We start from the raw sequence: 14484 nt of genomic DNA, 5'->3' as shown, positions 1-14484 counted from the left end.
GGTTTACTGCGCCGAGCAATCACGCGCCACGATGCCCTTTTCCTGGGCATACGCGGCGGACTTGGCTTCGATCAACGGACGCAAAGTGGCGCGGTCGGCTTGCAGCCAGTCCGTTACCAGCACCCACTTTTGCCCATCCCATTGCTGCACGCGGGCCGAACCGCCGCCTTCGTGGTCGGCGCAGGACAATGTCAACGGCGCCAACAGCCCTTCGAAGCCCATGGCCTTGAGGCGTGCCGCATCGATATTCAGGTGCTCGAACGCCCAGCGGGTTTCCTCACCGTTCAGTGCGCGGTTGCCGAATTTTGCCTGACCGGTGCGCAGCGCTTCGACAGCAATCGCGGCGTTGATCAGGCCGATGTTGTAGTAGACCTTGCCGAAGTAGCTGGTGTCCTTGAGGTTGCTCTTGCCGGGATCGAGGATGAACTGCTTGAGCTTTTTATGGATCTCGAAACCGTCGCCACCGGGGAACGGCGCCAGCGCCTGGTAGCCTTTGGCGGCGGTGCCGGCGGGAATCACGTCGGCTTCAGAGCCTGCCCATACGTCACCGATCAGACGGTCCACGGGAACGCCAAAACGCACGGCGGTCTTGATCGCCACCGGTGTCGAAACGCCCCAGGTGCGCAGGAATACCCAGTCCGGGTTGATCTGGCGCACTTGCCGCCATTGAGTGGACTGCTCGTTACCCGGGTCTGCCACGGGAATCTGGATGTTCTCGAAACCGTACTTTTGCGCCAGCAACTGCATGGCCGCCTGGGTTTCGCGACCGTAGGCAGAGTCGTGATAGACAGTGACGATCTTCTTGCCCTTGAGCTTGTCCAGCCCACCTTCGCGCTGGGCAATGTAATTGATGCCCACCGAGGCCTGGCCGTAGTAGTTGAGCAACAACGGAAACGCGTAAGGGAACACGCGGCCATCGGTGGATTCGGTACGCCCGCCGGCGCCATCGATCAAGGGGATGTGATCGACGGCAGCACGGTCCATCAGCGCATAGGAGGCCGGGGTGCTGTGGGTAAAGAAGAACCCGGTGGGCGCACCGTCCAGGCCGCCTTTGTAGCGTTCGTAGCATTCGATGATGCGGTCGGTCTTCCACTCGGTCTCGCATTCCTGCCAGACCAGCTTCACGCCGTTCACCCCGCCTTCGACTTCGTTGATATAGCGAAAGTAATCAATTTCCCCGGCCCACCACGGAATACCGCTGGAGGCATAGGCGCCAACTCGGTAGGTGGCCAGCGGGATGAACTGTTGATCGTTGGCGGCCTGGGCGATGGTCGACAATGGCCCGCCCAAGGCGCCGAGTGCCAGCAGGCTGGCGATGACTGTGCGTTGCAAGACGTTGTGCATGGGTGTGGTTTCTTATGAAAGGTGAGGTTTCCCCTCCCGTTGTCGGGTCAGCGCCAATGGGTCACAACACAATTCATGCCAAGCGCATAAGCCTTCTTATTCAAGGGGTTGCGCTGTACCGGTCACCCCGCACGGCTCGGATAATCGAACACTTTATTGAACCGCTGTTGCGCCACCAACACCGCGTTCGGTCGCCAGGCCTGCGGCAAAATAGCGCGTTTTACTTCATGCCTGAACTGCGGCTAAATACGCGCCCCTTTGCGTCGATGGCTTTATGGCTATGTTCAAACGCATCAGCCCCTGGATCGCCTGCCTGGCCCTGTTGCTCAACATGCTGGCCATGCCGTTGAGCCGCGCCCTGCAAACGCCGGACATCGGCCTGATGCTGTGGGGTGGATTCTGCTCAGGCGGCGCCTCCCAAGCCCTGCCACCAGGCTTTGACAAGCTGATCGAGCCGCTCAAATCCGCGCCTTCGGCTGCCGCCATGAAGCATGGCGACTGCTGCTGCGGGCATGCCGGCCTGGCCGCGCTGCCGTCCAACTATTACCGGCATTGGCTGCCGCGCTATGCGCCGGATGTCGCCCTCGCTGATCCGCTGTTACCCACGTTGCATCCCAGGGTTCGCTGGCCGAGCCTGAGCCCTCGCGCCTCCCCTGTCGCCTGACTGCCCCGAAACCCTGTGTTTTCTGCCGTCCGTTGAGGGTGGCTGAACGTCCTTGAAGTCTTTTGGTCATCAGGAAGCGTGCTCATGCCTGCTCCATTTACTCTGTCCCGCGCACAGCGTATCGCTGTGCCCTCCTCACTCTGGCCGCTGCTCTCAGTGTTTGCACTCACGCCACTGGCCCATGCAACCGAAAGTTCGGCCCTCACCCTTGGCACCGTCAGCGTCCAAGGCAGCACCAACGCCAGCGGCCCGCTGAACACCGCCAGCGTGCTCAGTTCGGTCGACATCCTCGGTGCCGACATCCTGGAGAAAATGCCGGTCAACTACAGCTGGGAGCTGTTCAGCCGTGCGCCAGGGGTCATGCTCACCGAATTCAACCAAGGCACCACCTCCGGCAAGATCTCCTTTCGCGGTTTCAACGGCGAAGGTGAAGTGAACGCGGTGAAGCTGCTGATCGATGGGATCCCCAGCAACAGCAACGACGGCAACATGCCGTTCATGGACATGATTTTCCCCATGGAGCTGGACAGTATCGAAGTCGTACGTGGTACCAGCGACGCGCGCTACGGCCTCAACAACATTGCCGGCAACGTCAACATGCTGACCCGCACAGGAGGCGACTACACCAAGGCGCGAATCCGCTACGGCAGCTACAACACCCGCGAGACGCAACTCGCCAAAGGCATCGAAGGCAGCAACTGGACCCAGAATTATTTCTTCGCCTACCAGAAAGCCGATGGCTACCGGGATCATGCCCAGGCGGATAAATTCTCGATGTCCGGCAAATGGTTCTACACCCCGGACGACAGCAGCTACCGTGTCGGCCTGATCGCTCGCCATTACGAAACCGAGGCGCAAGAGCCGGGTTATTTGAGTGAAGACGACGCCCGCCACCACCCCACCATGACCAACCGCTACAACGCCACCGACAAAGGCACGCGGCGGATGAACCAACTCAGTGTGCACGTCGATACCGAACTGGCCGAAACATTGGCCTGGGCGGCAAAAACCTACCTCAATACCTTCGACGACCGACGCTGGACGCAATACTGGCGCACCAGCTCCCAGCAGGAGCGCGACGCCTACGAAACCCAGTACGGCGCCCTCACCTCCCTGACCTGGCGGCCCGAGGTAAGCTGGCTCTACGCCTTCGCCCTGGAAGGCGGCGCGGACGTCCAGCAGCAACAGAACACCAGTGAACGCTACCGGACCCAGAACCGCACACGCCTGGCGCAAACCCGCGACCAGCAGTTCGACTTTGATACCTACGGGGCTTACATCCAGGCTGAGATCAAACCGTTTGAATCGCTGAAAATCATCCCGGCCTACCGCGTCGATAAAATCCACGGCGACTTCACCAACCAAATGACCGGCATGGATTACGCCATCAACGACTATGGGCTGATCAAACAACCCAAGCTCAGCGTGGTGTACTCGCCGTGGGACGTGGCCAGCGTGTACGCCAACTGGGGCCGTACCTTCCAGGTCGGCACCGGCGCCGCTGCCTACAAGATACCGCCACGGGATACGGACCTCGCGCCGTCGATCAACGAAGGCTGGGAAACCGGTATCAAGTTCACCCCCGCCGACTGGATCGACGGCCGCGTCGCCTATTGGCAGCAGGAAGCCAGCGGCGAAGTCAGCCGCCGGCTCAATGACCCGAGTGGCGAATCGGATAACGTCGGCGAAACCCGCCGCTGGGGTTACGACGCGCAGTTGAACCTGCACCCGAACGACCGCACCGACATCTGGATGGCCTACGCCTGGCAGTACTCGAAAATCCTCCAGCCCAGCGCCACCCTGCCCAACAGCAAAGGCCAGGAAATCGACCACATCCCCCATCACCTCTACAACGCAGGCATAAACTACAAAGCCACCCCCGCGCTGCAACTGACCGCGTGGATGAACGGCCAGACCCACTATTACCTGGAGCGCGAAAACACCAAGGGGACTTACGGCGGTTACGTGTTGATGAACCTGGGTGCGACGTACCAAGTGACTGAATCCGTCAGTGTCGACCTGCAACTGAAAAACCTCACCAACCGCTACTACGAATACGTCTGGTACGACCCGGACGGCGCGAAGGCGTCACTGCACTCACCCGGCGACGGGCGTGCGCTCTATACCGGCGTCACCTTGGACTTCTGAAAGACAACCCCTTGTTATCAAACATAAAATAAGTCACTGATTTTAAAGGGTTAACCATTTTCCTAAACGGGCCTGTTTTTGTGATGAGCGTGGCCTCTCACATTTGGATAGGGAGAGGTCGTCAAATGCCCGTGGGTTCCGGGTCCGTCACAGGAGCACTCTCCCAGCCACCACAAAAAAATGCCTACCCCCGCCAAGGGATAGGCATTTTTCCTCCCGCAGTTACTGCTTAGCGTGCTTGACCTGCGCCTCAGGCATCGCCGAAGAGTGGTGATTAAGAATTTTCCACTGGCCCCCCACCTGCTCATAAACGAAGGTGTAGCGCGCCTGCACATGGCTGACCTGCCCCTTCGCGTCGGTCAGGGTGAAGGTGTAGACCCCGCTGTCCATGGCTACGTTAGTGCCCAGTTGGCGGATTTCACGGTAGTTGATCTGGCCTACCGGCTTGAGTGCCAGGAAGTGATCGAAGTAGTCCTTGATCTGATCCGGCGTAGTGCGCACTTGGTTGGACACGGTGGGCTGCAGCACCGCGCCCGGCGCATACAGGTCGACCACCGAGGTGACGTTGCCGGTCTGCAAAGCGCTGTTCCAACGGTCAAACAAACCGGCAATCTCCCGGTCCTTCACATTGGCCGGCGCCTGGGCCACCTCACGGTAGACATACGGCGACGTTTCGGCGGCCTGAACAAACGGAACGCTCAAGGCAAACATCAGGGCGATTGCTGCGGGCTTGAATTGCATTGGGATACTCCAGTGGTGTTCGTTGAGCCCACTTTGCCAAGCCGACCGTGGCGCGCCATCGGCCAACCGGAGTCATTTACCTATGCCATTTGGCAGATAGCGCCCAAGGTGTTTAACCATGTTTAATAGAAGCCCCGCACGCCCGCAGCACTGGAGCATCACCCATGCATAACCCGCCCCATGACCCCGGCAGCGCCTTGGCCATGCGCGCGCATTTCCGGCAATCGGAAAGCCGCACGGCGCGGCTGCGGCTGTTAGTGGATACCGGGCAGGAGCTGAGCCAACTGGCCCCCGACGCCATGCGCGAACGCGTACTCGCGCGGGCTTGCGCGTTTCTTGCGATGGACCATGGCCTGCTGCAGGAATGGGCCGCCGACGGAGCTGTTCGCACCACGGCGAGCCATGGCAGCCCGGCACGCCTGACCAGCCTGGCCGCCCTCGCTGACCGCGATCTGCGCGCACCTCGCTGGAAGGAGCAGCCTCACAGCGTGCTGCAAGTGCCGTTGCGTGGCAGTGACGGCAAAGCGTTTGGCCTGCTGGTGTTGGGCAATAGTGTCAGCCTGCGGGCACCGGAGCACGAAGACAGCGAATCCCTGCAACTGCTCGCCACCCTGCTGGCCACTCACCTGGAAAACGATCGCCTGCTGACCACCCTCAAAACCCGCGACAAGACGCTGTCCGACCTGGTCAACCGGCTGTTTCGCGCCCAGGAAGACGAACGCAAGCGCGTGGCCTACGACCTGCACGACGGCCTGGCACAGACCCTCGCGGGTTTGCACCAACGGCTGCAAGGGTTTGCCGGCCGCTGCCCCGTACTGCCGGACGCACTCGCCGCCGACTTGCAGGCGATTCTCACCCTGGCCCAGCACTCCGTCGGTGAAGGCCGTCAACTCATCGCAGGTCTGCGCCCCACCGTGCTGGATGATTTCGGCCTGTTCAAAGCCCTCGACAAAGAAGCCGACCGCCTGCGCGACGCTGGCATCAACGTGGTGTGGCTCGCCCACTGTGAAACGCGATTGCCCAGCCAGGTGGAAATCGCCCTGTTCCGGATCGGCCAGGAAGCCATCAACAATATCCTCAAGCATGCGCATGCCAGCCGGGTGACCCTGACCCTGGCCTTGCACGACGGCCAGGCTTCCCTGCGCATGGACGACAACGGCAAAGGCTTCACTTCGGCCCCCTCACGCGATGACGCCCAGCATCTTGGCCTCGCGACCATGCAGGAGCGTGCCAGCCTGCTGGGCGGCAGCTTCACCTGCGTCAGCGCAGTCGACTGCGGTACCCAACTGCACGCCCGCGTGCCAGCCCACTTGCCTGGAATTCCTCAATGACCGACGTCCTGCGTCTCGTGCTGGCAGACGACCATGAAGTCACGCGCACCGGTTTCGTCTCTCTGCTGGCCGGCCTTGCGCAGTTCGAGGTGGTCGGTCAAGCCAGCGATGGCCTGCAAGCAGTGGAGCTGTGTGAGCAACTGCTGCCGGATATCGTCATCCTCGACATCCGCATGCCTGGGCTCAACGGCTTGGGCGCCGCTCGGTTGCTGCAAGAGCGCCTGCCGGCGGTGAAAGTGGTGATGTTCACCATGGACGACAGCCCCGAATACCTGGAAGCGGCGATGAATGCCGGTGCGGTCGGCTACTTGCTCAAGGACGCCAGCCGTGCCGAGGTGATCCAGGCCCTGCAAAAAGTCGGGGCCGGCGGCGAAGCGCTCAACACAGCAGTCAGCACGCGGCTATTGCGCCGCATGACCGAACGCCAGGCCAGCGGCGCGGCCCCCACCGAAAACCTCACCCCGCGCGAGCGCCAGGTCCTTGGCCTGGTGGCCAACGGCATGAGCAACCGCGCCATCGGCGAGCAGCTCGGGATCACCACTGGCACCGCCAAGGCCCATGTGGAACGCGTGATCGGCAAGCTTGGCGCAGCCGATCGCACCCAAGCCGCCGTACGCGGCATCGCCTTGGGCCTGGTGACGTCACCATGAAGCGGCGTTGGGCCGACCTGCCACTGCGGGGCAAGGCGCTGGTGGTGATCTCGCTGCCGCTGGTGGTGCTGTTGCTGTCGCTCGTGCTGATCTACACCACCGAACGCCAGACCGCCCGCGCCGAAGAGGACGTGCGCCGGGTGCTGCGCGTGCAAGGCGATATCCAGGCCGTGCACACCCTGCTCGCAGAGGCCGCTGCCAGTGTGCGCGGCTACCTGCTCACTCGCCGCGAAGACTTCCTGCCCAGCTACCTCAACGCCAGGCCGCAGATCGAGTCCGCCCTACGCCGGCTTGACCACAACGTGCGTGATCAACGGGTACGCGAGCAACTCAGCGCCATCAAGCCGCTGATCGATGGCAAGGTCGACGGGCTGGAAGAGATGCTCAAGGACCGCGACGCCACGCCGCAATCGATCAGTGCCATCCTGATCAGCAACAAACACATCCTCGATGCGTTGCGCCAACACATCAGCACCATGCTCACCCTTGAGGCGTCGTTGCTGGCCGAGCGCAGCGCGGCGGCGGCCGAAACCCGTCAGCGTTTGTTGCTGTCCACTTGGCTGGCAGCGATCTGCGGCTTGTTTGGCGCCATTGTCGCCGTGCTGTTCCTGTCCAAAGGCATTGTGGCGCGGGTCCAGAATGTGCAGCGCAACGCCCAGCGCCTGGCCCTCGGTTCGCCGCTGCTGCCGCAACCGCCGGAGCACGATGAAATCGGCCAATTGGGCACCAGCCTCGTAGAAGCAGGGTTGCTGCTGGCCGAGCGCGAGCGCGCATTGCGTGACAACGAAGAACGCTTGCGGCTGATCATCGATGGGGTCAAGGACTACGGGATCTTCGCCCTCGACACCGCGGGCTATGTCACCAGTTGGAACAACGGCGCCGAGCGGATCAAGGGCTACACCGAACAGGAAATCATCGGCCAGCATTTCTCGGTGTTCTACTTGCCCGAGGAATGCCCTCAGCACCCGGACATGGCGCTGCGCGAAGCCACCCGCAACGGCGATTACACCGAAGAAGGCTGGCGTTGCCGCCAGGACGGCACGCGGTTCTGGGCCAGCGTGGTGATCACCGCGCAGTACGACGGCACTGGCGCCTTGCGCGGTTTTTCGAAGATCACCCGCGACATCACCGACCGCCGCGCGGCCGAAATCGCTCTGCGCAAGGCCCGTGAGGAAGCCGAACGTGCCAGCCGTGCCAAAAGCGAGTTTCTGTCGCGCATGAGCCACGAACTGCGCACCCCGCTCAACTCGATCCTGGGCTTTGCACAACTGCTGGACATGGACGCGCCCAAGGCGCAAAAGGCCGACGTCGGACATATCCTGCGGGCCGGCCAGCACTTGCTGACACTGATCAACGAAGTGCTGGACATCGCCAAGATCGAGGCGGGAAGCCTGGCGTTGAATATCGCGCCGATCCCTTTGGCGGAGGCGTTGCAAGAGGCGCTGTCGCTGGTGTCGCCGATGGCCGCCGAGGCGGGCATTCGGTTACAGCCATTGCCCGCCTTGGCGGCGGATGTGGGCATCGTGGCCGACCGACAACGCCTGACCCAGGTGCTGCTGAACCTGCTGTCCAATGCGATCAAATACAACCAGCGCGATGGCGACGTCAGCATCGAAGTCAGCGTTGATGGGCCGCGTATCGCCGTGTCGGTGTGTGATTCCGGCAACGGCATCGCGGCGGATCACCTGGGGCAACTGTTCAAACCGTTCGAACGCCTGGGCGCCGACCCCAATGTGGAAGGCAGCGGCCTGGGCCTGGCCCTGAGTAAAAGCCTGCTGGAAAACATGGACGGCCACCTCAATGTGCAAAGCCAAGCCGGCATTGGCTCACGCTTCACGCTGGAGCTACCGTTCGCGCGCGTGGCGGCATTCCAGCGCAGTACCACGCCCGTCATCGACACCCAGTTGCCGCGCCCAGTCCCCGCCGCCTGCACGTTCCTGGGCAAGGTTTTATGCATCGAAGACAATCTCTCCAGCCTGGCGCTGATCGAAACCCTGCTGCAACGCCGACCGGGGATAAAACTGCTGTCCAGCATGCAAGGCCAACTGGGCCTGGACCTGGCCGCGCAGCACGCGCCACAGTTGATTCTGCTGGATGTCTGCCTGCCGGACCTCGACGGATTGAAGGTGCTGCAACGCTTGCGCCAGTCACCGATCACCCGTGACACACCGGTACTGATGATCACCGCCGACGCCAGCGACCTTACCCGCCAGGCTCTGCAAGACGCCGGCGCAACCGCCGTGTTGAATAAACCGATCAACGTGCCCGCGTTTCTCGCCCACCTCGACCAGTCTTTCCCGGAGCCCGCGTGAACCTCGACCTGCGCATTCTAATCATCGACGACCAACGCCCGAACCTCGATCTGGTGGAGCAACTGCTGGCGCGCGAAGGGCTCACCAACGTGCTGAGCAGCACCCAGCCGCTGCGCACCCTGGAGCTGTTCAACAGTTTCGAACCGGACTTGGTGATTCTTGACCTGCACATGCCGGAATTCGACGGCTTTGCGGTGCTGGAACAACTCAACCGGCGTATCCCCCAGGGCGAATATCTGCCGATCCTGGTACTCACCGCCGACGCGACCCGCGACACCCGCCTGCGCGCCCTGGCCCTGGGCGCCCGGGACTTCATCAGCAAACCCCTGGACGCGCTGGAAACCATGCTGCGGGTGTGGAACCTGCTGGAAACCCGGGTGCTCTACAAGACCTTGCGCACCCTGGTACCCGCGCAGCGCATCGAGTTGTTGCAACGGCGTGAATCAACGGGCAATCTGCCCGCCGCCGGGGAGGACCCGGCTTAACTTCCCGTCGGTTCATGCACCTCAAGGACGATCCGCACATGGCGGCTTCAAACAAATGGCTGATGTCGTCAGTCGCGTATTACCTGGATTTCTTCACCGTCCCTCTGTTTATCGGCCTGGCGCTCTGCCTGGCGCCACTTGATCCGCTGCAACTGCTCGCGGGCTTCATGGCCTGGACGCTGGTGGAGTATTCGGCACACCGCTTTCTGTTCCACTCGCTGTATCGCCACGAGCACTGGACCCACCATGTGGATGTGCTGGCCTATATCGGTGTGTCGAGCTGGAAAACCAGCTCCACCTTTGCGGCATTGCTGCTATTGGCCTGGTACGCCGGTTTGACCTCGGCGTTTGTCGGCGCGGTGACGGGCTACTTCTATTACATCTCGGTGCACTACGTGATGCACCGCCCGGCGCATTGGGCCTATCGATTTATTCCGGGGCTGGTGGCCAATCACGACCTGCATCACCGCAAAGGCATCGAGAAGAACTTCGGCGTGTCTTCACCGCTGTGGGACCATGTGTTTCGCACCTATATCCGCGCAGAGCGTGCCTGAAGCGCCTCTGAGCGATTGTTTTTATTACGAATAAATCTAGCGTCCCGTACAACGGCATTTCCAACCTTATCTACGCTCAAGCCCGTGCCAGGAGGCGCATTGAAGAGTCCATGACGGACCCACTGTCTCCTGGCGTCTGATGCCTAGGAGATACCGATGAGAATGGAAACCCATCGCCCCCGGCCCGGGTTCGGCTGTGCGCTGTTTGGCGCGTTGCTGAGCCCCCTGGTCGTCGCGGCCCCCACGTTGTCTACGCAAATACCCTTCGATGTCACGGCGACCCCGCCCTTCTCTCTCGACAGCCTGCAAGCCAACTTCGATGAAATGTCGTGGCAGACGTTCATTGCGCTGAACTGGCCGGTCCTGGCCGATGGCAAGCCCAATACCGGCGTGCAGATCGGCCAGCAGGACGCGGCCACGGTGTGGGAAAGCTACAAGGAGAGCTACCAAATCTTCCTGCCCCAAGGGCAGAAACCAGCGGCCTGGCAGGCGCCGGCCAGTGTACCGGCGGCCTGTGAGGGCAAGGGGTCGGGGCGCTTGTTGCAGCAAATGGGCAAGGTCCCGGATGTGCTGGACGAGTTTATTCAGCCGTTTCAAAGCGGCCCGTTGGTGGACCAGAGCGGCGTGTACACGCGCAATGAAATCGTGGTTAACCAATCGATGTTCGACGGCATCGTCAACAATGGCCTGTACAGCATCCAGGGTCAGCAGGCATTTTTTGCCGCCAGTGCGACCAATGCGGTGGCATTCAGTTGCGGCAACCCGGCCACCAGTGACGTGGGTTCGTTGATGGTCAAGGCCTCGTGGAAGGTGCTGGACGGCAACGACAACCCCAGCAGTTTCCACACCGTCGATGCCCTGGTGTATACGCCAGGCAACAGCGACCCGAGCAAAGGGCCGGTGGTGGCCGAGTCCTGCGTTGCCGAGCCGGTGGGGCTGGTGGGGCTGCATATCGTGCATAAGACCACCAGTGCGCCGCAGTGGGTGTGGTCGACCTTCGAGCACGTTGACAATGTCCCGGAAAAAACCACGCCGCCTGCCGAGCGCAAAGGCCCGTACCTGTTCTACAACGCCAGCAGCCATGCCGAGGTCAACCAACCGCCGCCACGGCCCTGGAACCCGGCGGTAAAGGCCACGCCTTCGCAGATCGTGCGCGAGATCCCTTTGACCGATGAAACCAAGGCGCTCAACAGCACTTACCAGAACCTGCTGCGTACGGTTAACCCCAACAGCGTCTGGGCCAATTACCAGTTGATCAGCACCCAGTGGCCTACCCTCAGCGGCCAGCCACCGTGCCAGATCTCGGCCACCAAACCGTTGGGCAATCCAGCGCCTTCGTTCCTCGCCAATGCAACGCTGGAGACCTATATCCAGGGCACGGTGCCCCAGGCGTCCTCCAGTTGTATCGCCTGTCACGGCAATGCCGCCACCCACGTGACGCAATCACCGCGCACCAGTTTCGCCGACTTCACTTACCTGCTCGAACGCGCTCAATCCACCGGTGTGACAAGGAGTCAGCCATGAGTACCGACTTGGACAATTTTACCGGCCTGAGCGTGGTGCTCACCGGCATCAATCAGGAACTGCTGGCGCCGTCGGTAGACCCCATCGGCCTGCCCACCCTGTTTCTGAATTTCGTTGGCCCTCGCGTGGGCCAGGACGTGCTCAGCGCCCTGCTCGCCCAATACGCCGCGCTGGCGAGCGAGCAGCAGACGCCGCAGCAAATCGGCAACGCAATCCTGATGCAGAACGGCCAACCCGCCGCCACGCAAACCGCCCAAGCGGCGCGCGCGATCATGAAACTGTGGATGCTCGGCGTGTGGTATCAGCCGTACACCCAAGGCGCGTTCCCGGTGAACGAGCAAACCGTGGTCAGTGCCGAGGCCTACACCCAGAGCTGGGCGTGGAACATCGCCCAGGCCCATCCGATGGGCTACAGCGAGTTCTTCTTCGGTTACTGGAACAGCCCACCACCGAGCCTGGAAGACTTCACCGGGGTTACCGCCAGCCCACAGCCTGGAGCATCGTCATGAGTACCGAACAAGCAGACGTAGTGATCGTCGGTGCTGGCCTGGCGGGCAGCATCATTGCCTATCAATTGGGCCTGGCGGGGGTGAAGGTGCTGGTGCTGGAGTCCGGCCCGGAAGTCCCGGCCAACCGAAACCAGTACCTGGAGCGTTTCTACACCGCCACGCTGAAGACCCCCGAGTCCCCCTATCCGCCGGTGAGCACCCTCAGTCCGACGCGCAACCCGGCCGAACAGAACGCACCGCGCGCGACCATCGCTGACCTGCTCGATGACAACTGGAAAAATCCCGAGGTCAGTTACCTGGTGCAAAAAGGCCCGTTGCCGTTCACCAGCACCTATGAGCGCGTCGGCGGCGGCACTACCTGGCATTGGGTCGCCACGTGCCTGCGCATGCTGCCGAATGATTTTAAGATGAAGACGCTGTACGGCGTGGGCGTGGACTGGCCGATCAGCTACAACGACCTGCAAAGCGCTTATTGCCGCGCCGAAGCAGAAATAGGCGTGGCGGCCAACGTCGCCGACCAGGCCTACCTGGGCATCACGTTCCCGACCAACTATGAATACCCGATGACCAGCATTCCGCTGTCGTTGGTGGATGGCAGCTTCGTCAGCGCGGTGCAGGGCCAATCGTTCCAAGGACTGCCGCTGGTGGTGAGCCCCACCCCAGCCGGGCGCAACTCGCAGCCGTATGCCGGGCGACGGGTGTGCGCAGGCAATACCAACTGCACGCCGATCTGCCCGATCCAGGCCAAGTACGACGCCACGGTGACCCTGAACAATGCGCTCAACACCGGCAATGTGCGGGTGCTGTACAAGACCGTGGCGAGCAAGGTCACGGTGGCAGCGGACAAGACTGTCAGCGGCATTGAGTTCATTCAGTATCAGTTGGGCGATGGGCCGGCCACCGGCACTGGCGTCGCGATCGGGCAGCGCTATGTGATCGCCGCCCATGCCATCGAAACGCCAAAACTGCTGCTCAACTCCACCAGCAGCGCCTGGCCCAAGGGCGTGGCCAACAGCAGTGGCCAGGTCGGTCGTAGCCTGGCGGACCACCCGATCTACCTGGCGTGGGGCTTGATGCCCGAAGGCAAGACGGTGTTCCCGTACCGTGGCCCGGTATCCACCGCCGGTATCGAAAGCCTGCGCGACGGCGCCTTTCGCAGCCAGCGCGCGGCCTGGCGGATCGAGATAGGCAACGAGGGTTTCAACTGGCCGATCGGCGACCCGTACACCACCGTGGCCGACCTGATCGATGGCACCAACGTCAGCCGCACCAACCCACTGCCAAAGTCCACGGACGCGTCCCAGGTGCTGTTCGGCACGGCACTGGTGCAACAGCTGAACAACCTGCTCACCCGGCAGTTTCGGGTGGGGTTTCTGGTGGAACAAGTCGAGGACGATCCGAACAAGGCCAACTGCTACATCGTGCCGTCCAGTCAGTACAAAGACCGTCTGGGCATCCCGCGACCGGAAATCCATTACAACCTGTCGGACTACACCAAGGAAGGCTTCAAACAGGCGCGGATTCTTGCCAGCCACGTCATCACTGAGCTGCTGGGCGCCACCGAACTGACCACCAATATCAAGCCCGGTTTGTTTGAATACCAGGGCGAGTCGTACTCCTTCCAGGGCGCCGGGCACTTGATGGGCACCTACCGCATGGGCGCCGACCCGGCCACCTCGGTGGTCGACAAATACCAGCGCAGTTGGGACCACAACAACCTGTTCCTGGTGGGCGACGGCGTATTCCCCACCACCGGCACCTCCAACCCGAGCCTGACCATTGCCGCGCTGTCGATTCAGGCCGGCGACACCCTGTGCAACGACCTCAAAGCCGTCACCGTGCAGGTGCAAGCCAACCAGCCATGGCAAGGCACTGGCGTGCAGATCAGCGGCCCAAGCCCGCGTGTGGTGCGGTATGTCAGCGGCCATTGGCTGGCCAGCCCGGTCGGCGGCATGGTTGATGGCAATGGCAGTCCGGGGTTGATCGCCAAAGCGGGCTACACCCTGCCGGGCGCAAATGAAGGCGCGCTGGTTGGGCGTGTGGGCAGCAGCGGGACACCGTTTCTGGTGGGGGATCTGGCCGAGATTCCGCCGGGGCAGACGGGGGAATTGCAGCTGTGTATCAACGATGATCTGGAGGGGCGCTATGGCATTGGTTTGGGGGATAACCAGGGAGCGCTGACGGTGCAGATCGGGTTCGGTACAGCGTAGGGCCCACGGCCA

The 14484-nt window shown here is 62.1% G+C and carries 12 protein-coding genes; 10 read left to right on the top strand and 2 right to left on the bottom strand.

What is annotated here, in order from left to right:
- Positions 1-3: 3 nt before the first annotated feature.
- Positions 4-1344, bottom strand: coding sequence for an ABC transporter substrate-binding protein (locus BW43_RS01890; RefSeq protein WP_032891310.1), 1341 nt, complete (start codon positions 1342-1344; stop codon positions 4-6).
- Positions 1345-1618: 274 nt separating this feature from the next.
- Between BW43_RS01890 and BW43_RS01895 the strand changes: the two genes are divergently transcribed.
- Positions 1619-2008, top strand: a complete 390-nt coding sequence (locus tag BW43_RS01895; protein WP_032891307.1) for a DUF2946 family protein — start codon at positions 1619-1621, stop codon at positions 2006-2008.
- Positions 2009-2092: 84 nt separating this feature from the next.
- Positions 2093-4156 carry a TonB-dependent receptor gene (locus tag BW43_RS01900; protein ID WP_155989991.1) on the top strand — a complete coding sequence of 688 codons (2064 nt, stop codon included), beginning with the start codon at positions 2093-2095 and terminating at the stop codon, positions 4154-4156.
- A gap of 222 nt (positions 4157-4378) precedes the next feature.
- Here the strand turns inward: BW43_RS01900 and BW43_RS01905 are convergent, their stop codons facing one another.
- The gene (locus tag BW43_RS01905; RefSeq protein WP_032891306.1) at positions 4379-4897 is read right to left on the bottom strand and encodes an SgcJ/EcaC family oxidoreductase; all 519 of its coding nucleotides are present in this window, start codon (positions 4895-4897) and stop codon (positions 4379-4381) included.
- 164 nt (positions 4898-5061) lie between these two features.
- Between BW43_RS01905 and BW43_RS01910 the strand changes: the two genes are divergently transcribed.
- From BW43_RS01910 to BW43_RS01945, 8 genes are all read left to right on the top strand, one after another.
- A complete protein-coding gene (locus tag BW43_RS01910) occupies positions 5062-6228 on the top strand; it encodes a sensor histidine kinase (RefSeq protein WP_032891305.1) in 1167 nt (388 codons plus the stop codon).
- Entirely contained in the window at positions 6225-6878 is a 654-nt protein-coding gene (locus tag BW43_RS01915) for a response regulator transcription factor (protein ID WP_032891304.1), read from the top strand. The genes BW43_RS01910 and BW43_RS01915 overlap by 4 nt, the downstream gene beginning before the upstream one ends.
- On the top strand, positions 6875-9190 hold the full coding sequence (locus BW43_RS01920; protein ID WP_032891303.1) for an ATP-binding protein: 2316 nt from the start codon (positions 6875-6877) through the stop codon (positions 9188-9190). The genes BW43_RS01915 and BW43_RS01920 overlap by 4 nt, the downstream gene beginning before the upstream one ends.
- Positions 9187-9675 carry a response regulator gene (locus tag BW43_RS01925; protein ID WP_032891302.1) on the top strand — a complete coding sequence of 163 codons (489 nt, stop codon included), beginning with the start codon at positions 9187-9189 and terminating at the stop codon, positions 9673-9675. The genes BW43_RS01920 and BW43_RS01925 overlap by 4 nt, the downstream gene beginning before the upstream one ends.
- 38 nt (positions 9676-9713) lie before the next feature.
- Positions 9714-10229, top strand: coding sequence for a sterol desaturase family protein (locus BW43_RS01930; RefSeq protein ID WP_032891301.1), 516 nt, complete (start codon positions 9714-9716; stop codon positions 10227-10229).
- Positions 10230-10385: 156 nt separating this feature from the next.
- Positions 10386-11753 (top strand): hypothetical protein, encoded by a 1368-nt coding sequence (locus BW43_RS01935; protein ID WP_032891300.1) that lies wholly within the window; start codon positions 10386-10388, stop codon positions 11751-11753.
- A complete protein-coding gene (locus BW43_RS01940) occupies positions 11750-12262 on the top strand; it encodes a sorbitol dehydrogenase (RefSeq protein ID WP_032891299.1) in 513 nt (170 codons plus the stop codon). Before BW43_RS01935 ends, BW43_RS01940 begins: the two co-directional genes overlap by 4 nt.
- A complete protein-coding gene (locus BW43_RS01945; RefSeq protein WP_032891298.1) occupies positions 12259-14472 on the top strand; it encodes a GMC family oxidoreductase in 2214 nt (737 codons plus the stop codon). Before BW43_RS01940 ends, BW43_RS01945 begins: the two co-directional genes overlap by 4 nt.
- Positions 14473-14484: the final 12 nt, after the last annotated feature.

The sequence above is a fragment of the Pseudomonas sp. RIT357 genome, from assembly GCF_000632245.1.
GTDB classification, from domain to species: domain Bacteria; phylum Pseudomonadota; class Gammaproteobacteria; order Pseudomonadales; family Pseudomonadaceae; genus Aquipseudomonas; species Aquipseudomonas sivasensis.
This window is presented reverse-complemented; position numbering and strand designations above follow the sequence as displayed.